The organism is Paraburkholderia hospita (assembly GCF_002902965.1).
GTDB classification, from domain to species: Bacteria; Pseudomonadota; Gammaproteobacteria; order Burkholderiales; family Burkholderiaceae; genus Paraburkholderia; species Paraburkholderia hospita.
In genome coordinates this window covers 1996631-2010949 of the sequence record NZ_CP026107.1, presented here as the reverse complement: position 1 = coordinate 2010949, position 14319 = coordinate 1996631, and the positions used below count along the sequence as shown (strand labels likewise).

Annotated in this window: 14 protein-coding genes; 8 read left to right on the top strand and 6 right to left on the bottom strand. The window is 62.5% G+C overall.

Going from position 1 to position 14319, the window contains the following annotated elements; genetic code table 11:
• Positions 1-24: 24 nt before the first annotated feature.
• Positions 25-1104 carry a LacI family DNA-binding transcriptional regulator gene (locus tag C2L64_RS42395; protein ID WP_009770184.1) on the bottom strand — a complete coding sequence of 360 codons (1080 nt, stop codon included), beginning with the start codon at positions 1102-1104 and terminating at the stop codon, positions 25-27.
• Positions 1105-1206: 102 nt separating this feature from the next.
• Positions 1207-1659, bottom strand: coding sequence for a MaoC family dehydratase (locus tag C2L64_RS42390; RefSeq protein ID WP_009770185.1), 453 nt, complete (start codon positions 1657-1659; stop codon positions 1207-1209).
• A gap of 267 nt (positions 1660-1926) precedes the next feature.
• Between C2L64_RS42390 and C2L64_RS42385 the strand changes: the two genes are divergently transcribed.
• The 5 genes from C2L64_RS42385 to C2L64_RS42365 all read left to right on the top strand — a co-directional run bounded on the left by C2L64_RS42385 (position 1927) and on the right by C2L64_RS42365 (position 7265).
• A complete protein-coding gene (locus tag C2L64_RS42385) occupies positions 1927-3537 on the top strand; it encodes an acyl CoA:acetate/3-ketoacid CoA transferase (RefSeq protein ID WP_009770186.1) in 1611 nt (536 codons plus the stop codon).
• Entirely contained in the window at positions 3534-4331 is a 798-nt protein-coding gene (locus C2L64_RS42380; protein ID WP_009770187.1) for a shikimate dehydrogenase family protein, read from the top strand. The genes C2L64_RS42385 and C2L64_RS42380 overlap by 4 nt, the downstream gene beginning before the upstream one ends.
• Positions 4328-4993 carry a hypothetical protein gene (locus C2L64_RS42375; RefSeq protein ID WP_238554844.1) on the top strand — a complete coding sequence of 222 codons (666 nt, stop codon included), beginning with the start codon at positions 4328-4330 and terminating at the stop codon, positions 4991-4993. The genes C2L64_RS42380 and C2L64_RS42375 overlap by 4 nt, the downstream gene beginning before the upstream one ends.
• A 14-nt stretch (positions 4994-5007) precedes the next feature.
• Positions 5008-5868, top strand: a complete 861-nt coding sequence (locus tag C2L64_RS42370; protein WP_009770189.1) for a fumarylacetoacetate hydrolase family protein — start codon at positions 5008-5010, stop codon at positions 5866-5868.
• 83 nt (positions 5869-5951) lie between these two features.
• Positions 5952-7265, top strand: coding sequence for an MFS transporter (locus C2L64_RS42365; protein WP_238554845.1), 1314 nt, complete (start codon positions 5952-5954; stop codon positions 7263-7265).
• A gap of 60 nt (positions 7266-7325) precedes the next feature.
• Here the strand turns inward: C2L64_RS42365 and C2L64_RS42360 are convergent, their stop codons facing one another.
• Positions 7326-8081 carry an SDR family NAD(P)-dependent oxidoreductase gene (locus C2L64_RS42360; RefSeq protein WP_009770191.1) on the bottom strand — a complete coding sequence of 252 codons (756 nt, stop codon included), beginning with the start codon at positions 8079-8081 and terminating at the stop codon, positions 7326-7328.
• Positions 8082-8227: 146 nt separating this feature from the next.
• Between C2L64_RS42360 and C2L64_RS42355 the strand changes: the two genes are divergently transcribed.
• Positions 8228-9145, top strand: a complete 918-nt coding sequence (locus C2L64_RS42355) for a LysR family transcriptional regulator (protein ID WP_009770192.1) — start codon at positions 8228-8230, stop codon at positions 9143-9145.
• A 5-nt stretch (positions 9146-9150) separates the two neighbouring features.
• On the opposite strand, the gene C2L64_RS42350 is transcribed toward C2L64_RS42355, so the two are convergent.
• From C2L64_RS42350 to C2L64_RS42340, 3 genes are read right to left on the bottom strand one after another with little or no spacing between them, the layout of a single operon-like run.
• Positions 9151-10392 carry a metal-dependent hydrolase family protein gene (locus C2L64_RS42350; RefSeq protein ID WP_007736859.1) on the bottom strand — a complete coding sequence of 414 codons (1242 nt, stop codon included), beginning with the start codon at positions 10390-10392 and terminating at the stop codon, positions 9151-9153.
• Between the two features lie 51 nt (positions 10393-10443).
• Entirely contained in the window at positions 10444-10941 is a 498-nt protein-coding gene (locus C2L64_RS42345; protein WP_009770193.1) for a GAF domain-containing protein, read from the bottom strand.
• A complete protein-coding gene (locus C2L64_RS42340; protein ID WP_009770194.1) occupies positions 10938-12302 on the bottom strand; it encodes an MFS transporter in 1365 nt (454 codons plus the stop codon). The genes C2L64_RS42345 and C2L64_RS42340 overlap by 4 nt, the downstream gene beginning before the upstream one ends.
• Before the next feature lie 160 nt (positions 12303-12462).
• Here C2L64_RS42340 and C2L64_RS42335 point away from each other — a divergent pair, with 160 nt between their 5' ends.
• Together C2L64_RS42335 and C2L64_RS42330 are read left to right on the top strand one after the other, a co-directional pair.
• Positions 12463-13377 (top strand): LysR family transcriptional regulator, encoded by a 915-nt coding sequence (locus C2L64_RS42335; RefSeq protein WP_009770195.1) that lies wholly within the window; start codon positions 12463-12465, stop codon positions 13375-13377.
• A 152-nt stretch (positions 13378-13529) separates the two neighbouring features.
• Positions 13530-14303, top strand: a complete 774-nt coding sequence (locus tag C2L64_RS42330; protein WP_007736854.1) for an ABC transporter substrate-binding protein — start codon at positions 13530-13532, stop codon at positions 14301-14303.
• Positions 14304-14319 lie beyond the last annotated feature (16 nt).

The window sequence follows — 14319 nt, the reverse complement described above, 5'->3', positions numbered from 1 at the left end:
GCGGGTATCCAGCCAAGGTTCCGTTCAATCAGAGCGCGGCTGTGCGCAAGACTCGCGCACTATCAAGGTTGCCTCGCATTCGACGCTCTGCGTATCGCTTTCACCATTGAGCTGTGCAATCAGCAGTTCCGCGGTGCGCCTGCCGATCTCCGCACTCGGGACGCGCACGGTCGTGATCGGAATCGGCAATTCGGCCATCACTTCAAAGTCGTCGAAGCCGATCAGGCTGAGATGGCCAGGCACATCGTAGCCGGCGGCCATTGCCTCCAGCATCGCGCCCGTTGCGAATGATCCGTTGCCGCATACGATCGCTGTCGGCGGTTCGATCGGCGCGACCATGATCTGGCTGAACAGCCGTCGTCCTTCCTGAACGCCCCAAAAACCTTCCGCCATATGCGCGGGATGAATCGCGATGCCGTGCTCGGCCAGCGCTACGCGCACGCCTTCGCGACGCGCGGCGGCGCGGTCATTGGTATCGGCATTCTGCGCGATCATCGCGATCCGCCGATGGCCGAGGCCAAGCAGATAGTTTGTCGCATCGTAAAACGCGCGATAGTTGTCCACGCCGACGCAGATCGAACGTTGCTTCGCAGCGAAAGTGAAGGTGCTGACGCACGGCACGTTGCGCTGGTCGAGCAGCGCGTAGAGGTCCGGGTGATGACCTTCGCCGACTACGGCGATCGCATCGACACCGCGCTCCAGCATCTTGCGAACCTGCCGGTACTCGCGCTGCAGGTCGTATTCCGAGCAGCCGAGCAGCAACGTATAGCCCTTTTCTTCCAGTTCGTCCTGCAGGACCTGGATGGCCGTGGCGAAATGCTCGTTGGCGAGCGTCGGCACGACGGCGCCGATCGTGCCCGTTCGCTGCGTCGCGAGCGCGCGCGCGGCGGCATGCGGCACCCAGCCGAGATGATCGATGGCGATCTGTATCCGCTCGCGCACGCTCGGCGACACGACCTCCGGCGAATTGATGAAGCGCGACACAGTGGCCTTCGACACGCACGCCAGTTCCGCGACTTCACGCAGCGTTGCAGCACCCGGCCGGACCGAAACGGATGGCGCGGCCGGCTGTTCATGTCGAGTGGGGCGCGCAGCCTTTGCCATATCGTTTGCCTTGGCGATTGCCTTAGAGTTTTCCGCTGCAATTATAACGGTGGCTTCATTGGGCAAACGCATCGGCGCGGCCGCGCGCAGCGCACGTCGCGCTTACTTCGATGAAAGCTTCTTTGCCCATTTCATGATGTGACGCCCCGCCGCGACGACTTCGTCGCGCTGGTTCACGACCTCCATGTCCGCGGTGCTGCGGCGCTTCTCTTCGTCGATTTCGGCAACCCGGTAGATCACCGTGACGGTATCGCCCAGCAGCACGGGACGAATGAAACGGATGCGGTCGTATCCCGCTGACACGGGGAACTCCTCGAGATCGTTGCGATGGATCACATGCGCAATGCTGATCGTCGAAGCCGTCGACATGTAGCCGACCAGCAGCGCGCCATGCGCGATGCGCGTGCCGATCGACGACTTCTCCTGCATGTACTGCTCGTTGATGTGGGTGTCGCTGAAGTCGCCCGTCAGCCCCGCGAACAGCGTTACGTCGGTTTCGCCAACCGTCTTGGCGAACCTGAATTCCTGTCCGATCTCCACGCCTTTGATGGCCATGCTCAAAGCTCCTGAAAAGTGGCGGTCTTGCCGTTCACGCCATTCCGTCAACGTTTTCGACCATATATGAAACCGGTTACAAATTGGCCGGTTTCATTCAATGTACTCCAAATACATGGTGTTTGTGACCACTTTAGTGGTTTTCCCTGGAGAATGTTAAAACCACTTTGCGTCACATTTGCAACCGGTTACATTGAATCGGCCGGTGACGTGGTTTCAGTCCGCGTCGTGCCGGCCGGTTCAACTCAACGACGCGGGACACGCAACATGCACATCATTTCAACGACTGAAGCGGCGTCGCTGGTGCGCGACGAAGACGCTGTTCTGATCAGCGGCTCGGGCGGCGGGCATTCGGTGCCCGAGGCTTTGCTCGCCGCAGTGGAGGCACGCTTCATGAGCGCGGGCGAGCCGCGCAATCTGACGTCGATCAGCGTGGTCGGCGTTGGCGACCGCGCGGCGCTCGGCGCGAGCCACCTCGCGCATGAAGGGCTGCTACGTCGCGCGATCACGAGCGCACTCGTCGATTCACCCGGCCTCGTCACGCTCGCTGTCGCCGACAAGATCGAGGCCTACACGTTTCCGCAAGGCGTGCTGTCGCAACTGATGCGAGACATGGCGGGCGGCCGGCCGGGCCTGATCACGAAAACAGGGCTTCACACCTTCGTCGATCCGCGTCAGCAAGGCGCGCGGCAAAGTCCGCGCACGCCCGCAGAGTTCGTCGAGCTGATCGAACTCGACGGCGAAGAATGGCTACGCTTCAAGCCTGTGCCGATCAACGTCGCATTCCTGCGCGGCACGACGGCCGATGAAGACGGCAACATCACGATGGAGCAGGAGGCCGTGCTCGGCGAAATGCTCGCGATGGCGCAAGCGACGCGGCGAGCGGGCGGCATCGTGATCGTTCAGGTCAAACGGATGGCGACGCGCAACACACTGCCGCCGAAGCAGGTGAAGATTCCCGGAATCCTCGTCGACTTCGTCGTCGTCGTGCCCGACCAGCGGCAGACCTATGCGACGGATTACGACCCGAGCTATGCGGGCGAATTGCGCGTACCGCTATCGGAAATCAAGCCGTTGCCGTTTGGGCCGCGCAAGGTCATCGTGCGGCGTGCTGCGCTCGAACTCTATCCGGGCGCCGTGTGCAATCTCGGCGCGGGTATTTCGACGGGGCTGTCGACGGTTGCCGCAGAAGAGGATTTGCTCGACAAGGTGATCCTGACCAACGAACAAGGTCTGATAGGTGGCGCGCCGATTACGGGCCGCGATTCGGGCGGCGCGCAGAATTTTGCCGCGATGATCGAACAGCCGTCGCAGTTCGACTTCTATGACGGCGGCGGCCTCGATCTCGCGTTCCTTTCGTTCGCCGAAGTCGACGCGCAAGGCAACGTGAATATCAGCCGCTTCGGCGACAAGATCATCGGCGTCGGTGGCTTCATCAACATCAGCCAGAACGCGAAGTGCGTGATCTTCAGCGGCACGTTGACGGCGGGAGGTCTCGACATCGGATGGGAAGCGGGGCAGACGGTCATACGCGAAGAAGGCCGTCACAAGAAGTTCGTGCGCAAGCTCGAACAGGTCTGCTACAACGCGACGTTTGCGCGCGAGCGCGGCCAGACCGCGCTGTATGTGACCGAGCGCGCCGTGTTCCGGATCGGCGCGCAAGGGCTCGAATTGATCGAAGTGGCGCCGGGCGTCGATGTCGAACGCGACATCTTCGCGCAGATGGAGTTTCGCCCGCAGGTGTCGCCGGATCTCAGGACGATGGACGCGCGTCTGTTCCGTCCCGCGCCGCTCGGCATTCACGACGAAGTGGCGGCGCGCGAACGCCGCTTCCGTTCGGCGCGCATCGCGCAGTGGCATGCGGAGACACAGCGATGAACATCGACGGCGCTACCCGGCTGTACGCGATCATCGGCGACCCTGTCGCGCAGGTGCGCTCGCCATCGGTGTACACCGCGCACTTCGCGCGCCACGACATCCATGCCGTGATGTTCGCCGCGCAAGCCAGCCGGGATTCGTTCGATACAGCGATGCGCGGCCTGATGTCGCTCGGCAATCTCGACGGCTTGCTGATCACGTCGCCGCACAAGGCCGCCGCGCTCGCGTTCGCCGACCGGTTGTCGACGCGGGCGCAAATCGTCGGCGCGATCAATGCGTTGCGTCGCGAGCCTGATGGAAGCTGGACGGGCGACATGTTCGACGGCGTCGGCTTCGTGAGCGCGGCGCAGAAAGTCATGCCGCTCAGTGGAAAGCGCGTGCTGCTGTTCGGCTGCGGTGGCGCGGGCGCCGCGATTGCCGCAGAGCTGGCAGCGCACGGCGTCCACGGGATTTCGCTCGTCGATCCCGATGCCAATCGGGCGCGGACCTTGCGCGATGCGTTGGCCGGACATTTTCGCGGTTGCGATGCGAGCGTCGACAATGACGGCGGAAAGTACGACATCGTCATCAATGCTTCCATCGTCGGCATGAAGGACGATGATGGCTTGCCTGGCGATCCGGGCGCGATTGGCGCGGGAAGTTTAGTGGGCGACGTGGTGCTGAAGCCGCCCGCAACGCCGACTGTGCTGGTAGGACTCGCGCGGGAACGAGGTGCGCATGTGGTCACCGGACAGGACATGCACGGCGGCCAGGTCGACGCGATCCTCGAATTCTTCGACAAAGGAGCCCGATGATGTCCCTGCTCGGCAAGGCCGCTGTGCTGATCTGGAACGACGTGATCGAGACGGAGCGCGACGCGTTCTACCGTTGGCACGACAAGGAGCACATACCCGAGCGTCTCGCGCTGCCGGGTTTCCTGCGCGGCCGCCGCTATCGCGGCAGCGGCGTGACGGAATGGCTCACGTTGTACGAAGCCGACGACGTCGCCGTGCTGACGAGCCCCGCGTATCTGGCGCGACTGAACAATCCGACGCCGCTGACCCAGAGCACGGTGCGCGCGTTCCGCAATACGGCGCGTTCGATCTGCGTCGTCGAGAAGACGACGGGCGCGAGTACGGGCGGGCATGCGCTGACGTTGCCGCTGCCTGCCGGCTTCGACGCGCGTCACCTGTTCGAAGGCGAAGCGCCTGCCATCACCGCCGATATCGGCGTGCTGGCCGCGCATCTGTTCGTCGCCGACGACGCGGCCAGCCATCTCGACACGCGCGAAGCGCGAGAACGCGCATACGTGGTGCCGCCGCGCGTGCTGTTCGTCGAAACCTCGACGCTCGAAGCGGCACGCCAGCAACTCGCCCGTCTGCTGGCCGGTATCGATACGGCGCAGCGCGATGAAGCGGCAGCAGGCGCGGGCGTTTTCACACTCGAGATCAGCCGTCTCGCCACACTTAACCACTGATTTCAGGAAGCACGATGAAGCTACTCAGATACGGACCCGAAGGACACGAGAAACCCGGGCTGCTCGACGAACAGGGTGCGATCCGCGATGCGTCGTCGCTATGCGCCGACTACACGCCCGCATTCTTCGCGGACGGCGGAATTGAAAAGCTGCGCGGCGCAGACCTGGCTCGCCTGCCTGTCGTCGAGGGCAAGCCGCGCCTCGGCTCATGCATCGCGCAGCCAGGCAACTTCGTCGCCATCGGCCTCAACTACGTGCAACACGCAATCGAGACCAACGCGCCGATTCCCGCCGAGCCGATCATCTTCAACAAGGCGCCGTCGTGCCTCTCGGGCCCGAACGATCCTGTCATCCTGCCGCGCGGCTCGACCAAGTGCGACTGGGAAGTGGAGATCGCGCTGGTGATCGGACGGCGCGCGCTGTATGTGCCGGAAGAGACTGCGCTCGACTACGTGGCCGGCTATTGCGTCTGCAACGACGTGTCCGAGCGCGAGATGCAACTCGAGCATGGCGGGCAGTGGGTAAAAGGCAAGATGTTCCCGACTTTCGGCCCGCTCGGTCCGTGGCTCGTGACGCCCGACGAAATCGACGACGTGCAGAATCTCGGCTTGTGGCTCGAACTCAACGGCAAGCGCATCCAGGACTCGTCGACATCGGACATGATCTTCCGCCTTGCGACGATCGTGTCATACGTCAGCCGTCATGTGTTGCTGCAACCTGGCGACGTGATCACGACGGGCACACCGCCCGGCGTTGGTCTCGGCATGAAGCCGGAGCGTTTCCTGAAACCAGGCGACGTGATGGAACTCGGTGTGCAAGGGCTCGGCACGCAGAAGCAGACCGTGCTCGCATTCGAAGATTCGGCGCTCGCTTGAGGCGCTGACACGTGCCGGGCATTCGCCTCGTGTGAATGACCCGGCCCGGTATCCAATCCAATCCAAGAGACAGGAGACCCGGTATGGACAACCGGTCAGGAGGAGGCGTGATGAAAGCCACCGATGCAGCCGCGAATGTTTCGACGACGAAAGCGTTGCCCTGGTACAGGGACATTTCGTGGCCGCAATGGCGCGTTCTGATTGCCGCGTGGGGCGTGTGGGTGATGGACGCGGTCGACTTTCTCGCGATCACGTTCGTGCTGAACGACATCGCGAAGCATTTCAACGTGCCGCTCAGCACGGCGTCGCTGTTGCTGTTTGCGACGTATGGCGTGCGCTGGATAGGCGGCTTGATGTTCGGCAGCCTGAGCGACCGTATCGGCCGCAAGATTCCGCTGGTGATCACGCTGGCGTGGTTCACGGCGGGCGCCGTGCTGACGGGACTGTCGTGGAGCTTCGTGTCGCTCGCGGTCTTCCGTCTGCTGCTCGGCTTTGGCATGGCGCCGGGCTTCTCGCTCGGTGCGACGATGGTCGCTGAATCGTGGCCGGAAAAGCACAGGGCGATCGGTATCGGCATTCTCGATACGGGCTGGGGGCTCGGTGCCATCGGCGCGGCGATTGCCTACGATCTCGTCTATCCGCACTTCGGATGGCGCGGCATGTTCTTTGTCGGTGTCATCCCGGCGATACTGCTTGGCGTGTTCATTCTGCTGTGCGTGCCGGAATCGCAGGCGTTCAGGGCGAGTGGCCGAAAGCTCCGCACGCCGTTGCGCGACAATCCGGCCGTCGTGCTGTTCAGGCTCTATCCGCGCCGCGTCGGCTACCTCGCGTTGTTGATGCTCGTGCTGTGCTTCGGCTCATGGCCGTTTCAGGGACTCTTTCCTACCTATCTGAAGTCGCTTGCATTCGAGCCTTTGACGATCACCTGGCTGACGATGACGTCGGCAGTCGGACAGGTGTTTGGCTTCTTCGCATCCGGTTTCATCGCGGAACGGCTCGGGCGGCGCGCGGGGATCAGTGCGATGCTAGGCGCGGGGGCGGTGTGCGTGGTGGCGCTGGTGTACAGCGTCAACCAGTTCCTGCTTGCCGAATGCTTCGCGTTTTTGAGCGGCTTTTTCCTCGTCGGATCGTCGGGCATCTGGGGAACGATACTGACGGAGAATCTGCCTCGCGAAGTGCGTGCGTCGGGAGTGGGCTTCCTCTATAACATCGGCGTCGTAGGTGGCGGTATTGCGCCGTACATCGTGCTGACGACCGTCAAGGCCGCCAGTATGACGATCGCGCTGGGTATCGCGGTCTTCACCATCGGCGCGGCACTGGCGGCGATCGTGATTCTGCGGTCGGTGCGCGAAACGAAGGGCATGCAGTTGAGCGAAATCGACGCTGGCGGTCATTAGCAGGGCCGACATGGATGCGGCGAACCCGTAAAGGGTTCGCCGCGCTGCTTCGACTACAGACTACACCTGCGCCTGCCCGCCATCCGCCGTGATCTCCGCGCCGTTGATAAAGCTCGAATCGTCGGATGCCAGAAACGTCACCACCCTGGCGATTTCCATCGGATCGGCAAGGCGGCCGATCGGCACCAGCGACGTCAGGTACGACAGCAACCCGTCCTGACCTTCTTTCGTATCGCCTCCGAGTTCCGCGAGGCCGACAGTCCGGGTCGAACCGGGGCTAACGACGTTGACGCGGATGCCGCGGTCCTTCAAATCGAGCACCCAACTCCGCGCGAGGCTGCGCACAGCCGCCTTCGAAGCGCTATAGATGCTGAACGCCTGCGTCCCCGTCGACCCTGCGATCGAGCCGGTGAGAATGATCGACCCGCCGCGCGACATGAGCGGCAGCGCGCTTTGAACGGTAAAGACCACCGCGCGGACATTGCGATTGAAGGTGTCGTCGAAATGCTGCTCGGAAATATCACCGAGCGGCGCCAGCGAGCCGCCGCCTGCGTTGGCGAAAAGAATGTCGAGACGTCCTTCGCGCTCGCGGATCAGTTTCATCAGCGCGTCCAGATCGGCGCTGCGCGTGACGTCGCCCTGAACGCCCGTTGCTGCGTGACCGATTGCGCTCACCGCTGCATCCAGTTCACCCTGACGGCGGCCCGTGACATAAACCTTCGCGCCTTCGCGTGCGAGATCCTGTGCAGCGGCCAAACCGATTCCGCTCGTGCCGCCCGTCACCAGTGCGATTTTGCCTTCCAGTCGTTTGCTCATGATGTCCTCAAATGAAATGAATGAATCGATGTGGCAACGATAAGTGTTTCCTCTGAGTCAATAAATAGGCCGCGCGCTAAATCATTATTTATCGGTATGAATAATCGCGATATGATCGACACGGTCAAACAAAGCGTGGAACCGGAATGGATCAGATGCTCGCATTGCGCGTGTTCGTGCGAATCGCCGAATCGGGCGGGTTCGGCAAAGCCGCCGATACCCTGAACATACCGAGACCTACCGTCACCAAACTGATCCAGGATCTCGAAACTCACCTGCGGGTCAAGCTGTTTCAGCGCTCCACGCGCAAGGTGACCGTCACAGACGAAGGCCAGGCGTATTACCATCGCGCGCTCAAGGTGCTCGCGGACATCGACGAAATGGATACGCTTTTCGCCGACTCTCGTGGCACACCGCGAGGGCGTTTGCGGGTTGATATAGGGTCGTCGCTGGCCAATCTGATCCTGTTGCCGCATCTTCCGTTGTTCCGGCAGCGCTATCCCGAGATACAACTCGAACTGGGCGTCAGCGACAGGGAAGTCGATCTGATCGGCGAGGGCGTCGACTGCGTGATCCGGGGTGGCGAACTGACGGACACGTCGTTGATTGCGAGGCGTATCGCGAGCCTCGATTGGGGCACGTATGCGGGCACGGGATACATGAGATCGCGCAAACTGCCGAAGCATCCGGAAGAACTTTACGGCGAGCACGACCTGGTCGGCTATTTCTCATCGCGGACGGGCCGCGTTTTCACGATGTTCTTCGAGCGCGGCGACGAGAAAATCCAGATCGACCCGAAGGGCACGCGAGGGGTTTCCGTCAATGAGAGTACCGCGCATCTGACTTCGTTGGTTAGTGGGCTTGGCGTTGGCCAGACGTTCGCGTTCATGGCGCGTGCGGGGCTCGCGAGCGGCGATCTCGTTCAGCTTCTTCCTGAATGGAGTCGGCCATTGCATCCTCTACATATCGTGTTTGCGAAGTCGCAACACGACAGCGCGAGGATGCGGGCGTTCGTCGATTGGGCGCTGGAGATTTTCCGGCCGTATGACCGGTTGCACGCGTAGTCTCTTCACAACTCTTCGAACTGGATCGCGCCGCCCTTCATGACTAGCGGAATGCGTTCGCCTTGCCCGAGCAGACACGAGATATCGCGCAAGGGGTTGCCATCCACGACAAGCAGATCGGCCCACGCGCCAGCCGCGATACGTCCGAGCTTATCCGGCAGGCCGAGCACTTCAGCCGCCGTCGTGGTGGCACAGGCGAGCGTCGCTGCATTGCCTAGCACTTCGGCGCGAATGCGGAATTCGTCGCTCTGCAGGCGCTGCGACGGTCCCAGCAGATCCGAGCCAAAACCCATCTTCACGCCCGCGTCGCGATAGATTTCGAGCGAACGCAGCCCAGCCTCGCGCACATCGGCGATCTTCGCAACGCTCTCTTCGCCCAGGCCATACTGCGCGCCCTCCGATGCTAGCGCTTCGTAGGTGACGAGCGTCGGCACGACATACGCGCCCAACTCGGCCATCAGATTCGCCGTCGGTGCGTCGATGAGATTGCCGTGCTCGATCGTGCGTACGCCCCAGCGTACGACGCGCGCAATCGCGTCCGCCGTGTACGCGTGCGCCATCACGTAAGTCTGGCGGGCACGCGCTTCTTCGACGATCGCTCGCACTTCGTCTTCCGCGTAGCCGAATGCGCCTACGGGGTCAGTCGGCGATGCAACGCCGCCCGATGCCATGATCTTTAGATGATCGGCGCCCATCTGCAATTCCTCGCGAGCCGCGCGGCGTACTTCATCGACGCCATCGGCGACGCGCGACAGCGCGCCGACCCGCACGCAGCAGCCGCACGGCGCGCTGTCGCCGAGATAGTCCGAGCGGGCGCGCATGTCGCCGTGGCCGCCCGTCTGACTGAGCGCGCGCCCCGCGACGAAAAGGCGCGGACCCACTGCGAGCCCGCTTTCCACCGCCTGCTTGTGCGGATAACCTGCGCCGCCCGCGTCGCGCACCGTGGTGAATCCGCGCCGCAGCATCGCGCGCATGATGGGCACCGAGCGCAGTGTGACGAGCACATTCGGCATGTGCACCTGCTGGGACAGATTCAGCTGCACGGCCACCACATGCACATGCAGGTCGATCAGACCCGGCATCAGCGTCTTGCCGCGCAAGTCGATCTCGCGCGCGGCTGCGCTTTTCAGCGGTCGGTCGGACACTTCCTTGATAAGGCCGTTTTCGACGAGCACGTGATGCGCTTCGCGCACTTCGCCGCGCTCGACATCGAGCAATCCTGCGTTGGTGAAGAGAATGCTGTCCACTCGTTTCCCCACGGTTCGGTGAATGATTCGATTCGCTGCGCAAAGCCGGTTTCAGGCTTCGTCGAGCAGCGTCGGCAACGCATACTGCGCAAGCGACTGCGCGATCGGCACGTGATCGTCGCGATACCACGCTCGCGTATGCAACAGATTGAGCGACGCGAGCGTGCGTCCTTTCCAGCGCACGGGCACGTTCAGCACGCTTTCGCACCCGAGCGACGCGATCAGCTCATGATCCGCGAACACCGCGCGCAGATCGTCCGGCGTCTTGCCGATGAACGTCTCACCGCGCGTCAGCACGATGTCGGTCCAATTGCCGCCCGACAGCGGCTTCTTTGCCGCCGTTGGATACGCGGCCGGCATGTTGCTGTAGATGCGCGCCGATTCATTCGTCGCGTCGTCGTAGCGCAGTATCGTGAAGAGCGTATGGCCGATCGCTTGCGCAAGGACCTTGTCGAGCGCTTGATAGAGCGCCGCTGGCTGATCTGTGCTCGCCTGCGCGCGAGCCAGCGCGACGAAGGCCTGCAAGCCCTGTTCTTGCACGCCATTCATGCCGCTTCCCCCCCGGCGATGTCTTCGAGCGAACGTCCGCGCGTCGGCACGCCCATCACGACCACGGCAATCGCTCCGAGCAATAGTACGACCGTCGTCACGCCGAACACGCCTGCGAAACCAAAGTTCGGATACAGATAGCCGACAAGAATCGGCGATACGATTGCGCCGATACGGCCGATCGCCGACGCCGTGCCCGCGCCCGTCGTGCGCACCGCCGTGGGAAACACTTCCGCCGTGTAAGCGTATACGCCGGCGTAAGTGCCGTTCATGAAGAACGACAGCCCGATGCCCGCCGCCATGATCTCCTCGTTCGAGCGGGCGAACGCCATGCCCAATGCACACACGCAGCCGAGCAGCATGTACGTCGCGATCGTCGCCTGCCGCCCGATGCGCTCGTTGAACCACGAGGCGCTGAAATAGTCGGGCACCTGCGCAGCGTACATCGCGAGCGAATAGCCGAAGCTGCGCGTGATGCTCATCCCGTGCTGCACGAGCAGGCCCGGAATCCACGTGAAGAACGCGTAGTAGCTGAAGGTGATCGACAGCCACATCAGCCAGGTCATCGTGGTGATGCGCGCCTGGCGTCCCATCCACAGCGCGCGGAAGTTCGCGGCCAGCGTGCCAGTGTGTGCCGGCGGTGGGCTGTTCAAGCTGATGGACTCCGGCTCCGGCAGTGCGATCCCACGAGCCGCGAAGCTGGCTTCGATGCGGTCGAGCACGCGCTTCGCTTCGCCCACATGCCCGCGGCTTTCCAGCCAGCGCGGAGACTCGGGCAGCGAACGGCGCCACCACAACAGCATCAGGATCGGCAGCGCGGTGATCAATAGCACGACGCGCCAGCCTGAATCGAACGCGGGAACGATGAAGTAGCCGAGCAATGCGGCGGCAACGAAGCCGAACGAGAAGAACCCGGCCAGCGCGCCCGTAAAGATGCCGCGATACCGCTTCGCAACGAACTCGGCCAGGTAGGGCGCAATGATCGCGCTCTCGGCGCCCGTTCCCATGCCGGCCACGATGCGAGCGGCAAGGAAGGTCGGCCATGAATCGGTCATCGCGCTGACGACGGACGCCGCGCAGTAGATCAGCAACGCCGACATCATCACCTTGCGCCGGCCGATCAGATCGCCCAGCGTGCCCGCGAGCAGCGCGCCGAAGAAAAAGCCGATGAAGTTGCCGCTGCCGAGTACGCCTGTTTGCACGCTGGACAAAGCCCAGTCGTGACGCAGTACAGGCAGGACAAACGCGACGGCGGCGGCATCCATTGCGTCGAATGCGTAGCCCATGCCGCCCATCAGCAGCAGGTGCCCATGAAAGCGTCCAAACGGCAGACGCTCGATGCGTGCAGAAACATTTGACACGTTGCGCTCCTTGAGTCTCGACAATCCGGCGTGACGGCGCGGCCGTATGCACGCTCGCGGCGCGCGGTGGACCTTGGTGTGAGGCCGATTCTATGGCTTGTCGAACGTCACAAATATTTATATCCTTGATCCACTACATTGATATCGTGAATGGACGCGCATGAGCTTCCGGTCGCTCGATCTGAATCTGCTGAAGGTCTTCGAAGCCTTGATGACGGAAGGCGCCGTCACGCGTGCCGCCACCAAGCTTTCGCTCACGCAGCCCGCCGTCAGCAACGCGCTGAGCCGTTTGCGCGAAGCGTTCGACGATCCTCTCTTCATCCGCAATGGCGCGGGCGTCACGCCCACACAACGGGCGATGGCGCTGTGGGGACCCGTAGGCGATTCGCTGAGCCGCATTCGCGCCGCGCTCGATGAAGAGACGTTCTCTCCCGGCAGCGCCGAACTCAGCTTCAGCCTGTCGATGTCGGACTACGTTGCGGGCATCGTGATGCCGCGCCTGATCGAACGGTTCGGCGAAAGCGCGCCGCATCTGCAATGGCAGACGGTGCCGAATATCCTGCTTGACGCGCCGGCGCTACTCGAAGGCAACCGTGTCGACTGCCTGATCGGCGTCTATGTGAACGAGACACTGCCGCCCGCGCACATCCGTTCGCGTTCGCTCTGGAGCGTCGACTGCGCATGCGTGATGCGGCGTGGCCATCCGCTCGCGGGGCCCGGCAAGTTGACCACCAGGCGTTTTCTGAATGCGCGCCATGTCGACATCAGCCTTGCAGGGCAGACGCAGCCGTCGTTCGATATTTTTCTCGCGTCGCGCGGTTTGAAGCGCAACCTGGTCGCGTCGGTGAACCACTACACGGTCGCCTGCGAGATCATTCGCTCGAGTGATCTGATCGCCGTGCTGCCGCGCGATCTATGCGAACGCGGCGCAATGGCTGGCGACCTCGTCAGCGTGCGCGCGCCGCTGGAAGCCCCGGAACGCGTCATCAGCCTGTTCTGGCATCAACGCAACGAGACGGTCCCTGCGCATCGCTGGTTGCGCGATCAATTGGTCGATATGTTCGTGTCACCTTGAATGCGTCGCCATTCAAGCTTTAGAAAATCTAAATCATCCGCGATCAACGGGCCTCTATTCTTCGTTTTTTTGAGTTCCTATGCTGATCCGTAATCGACGGACAAGTAAATCGTCCGTTTTTTCAACGGTTGCTGTTTGGAACGGGGATGCTCATGAAAAAGCCGCTGGTTTGTCTCGCACTATTGCTCGCAGCGTTGTCCGTGCACGCGAAGGAGTTGACGGAACTGAAGTTCGGCGTCGATCCCACTTACGCGCCGTTCGAGTCGAAGGCTCCCGACGGCAAGCTCGTCGGCTTCGAAATCGACCTCGGCAATGAGATTTGCCGCCGGCTCCACGCAAAATGCGTATGGGTCGAAACGGCGTTCGACGGCATCATTCCCGCACTGCAGGGGCGCAAGTTCGACGCGATTCTCTCGGCCATGTCGGTGACGCCGAAACGCGAAACACAAGTGGCATTCTCGACAACCTTGTTCAACACGCCGAGCAGTCTGATCGGACGCGCCGGGGCCGGTCTGCAGCCCTCGGCCGAATCACTGAAGGGAAAGAACATCGGCGTTGCGCAAGGCTCGACACAAGAGGCCTATGCGAAAGCATACTGGGCACCCGCCGGCATCAATGTCGTCTCATACGCCAATCAGGAACTCGTCTACACCGATCTGCGCTCGGGGCGGCTCGACGCGACGTTGACCGACATGATTTCCGGCAGCGAGGGTTTTCTGAAGACGCCGCAAGGGCAGGGCTACGCGTTCCTCGGAGGGCCCGTGAACGATGCGAAGACGCTGGGCAAGGGCGCCGCGATCGGATTGCGCAAAGACGATCCCCAGTTGCGTGAGATGATCAATCAGGCCATTGCCGATATGATCAAGGACGGAACGTATCAGAAGATCGAGCGCCGCTACTTCGACTTCGATATCCTGAACGGCTGAGACGATCGAATCGCGC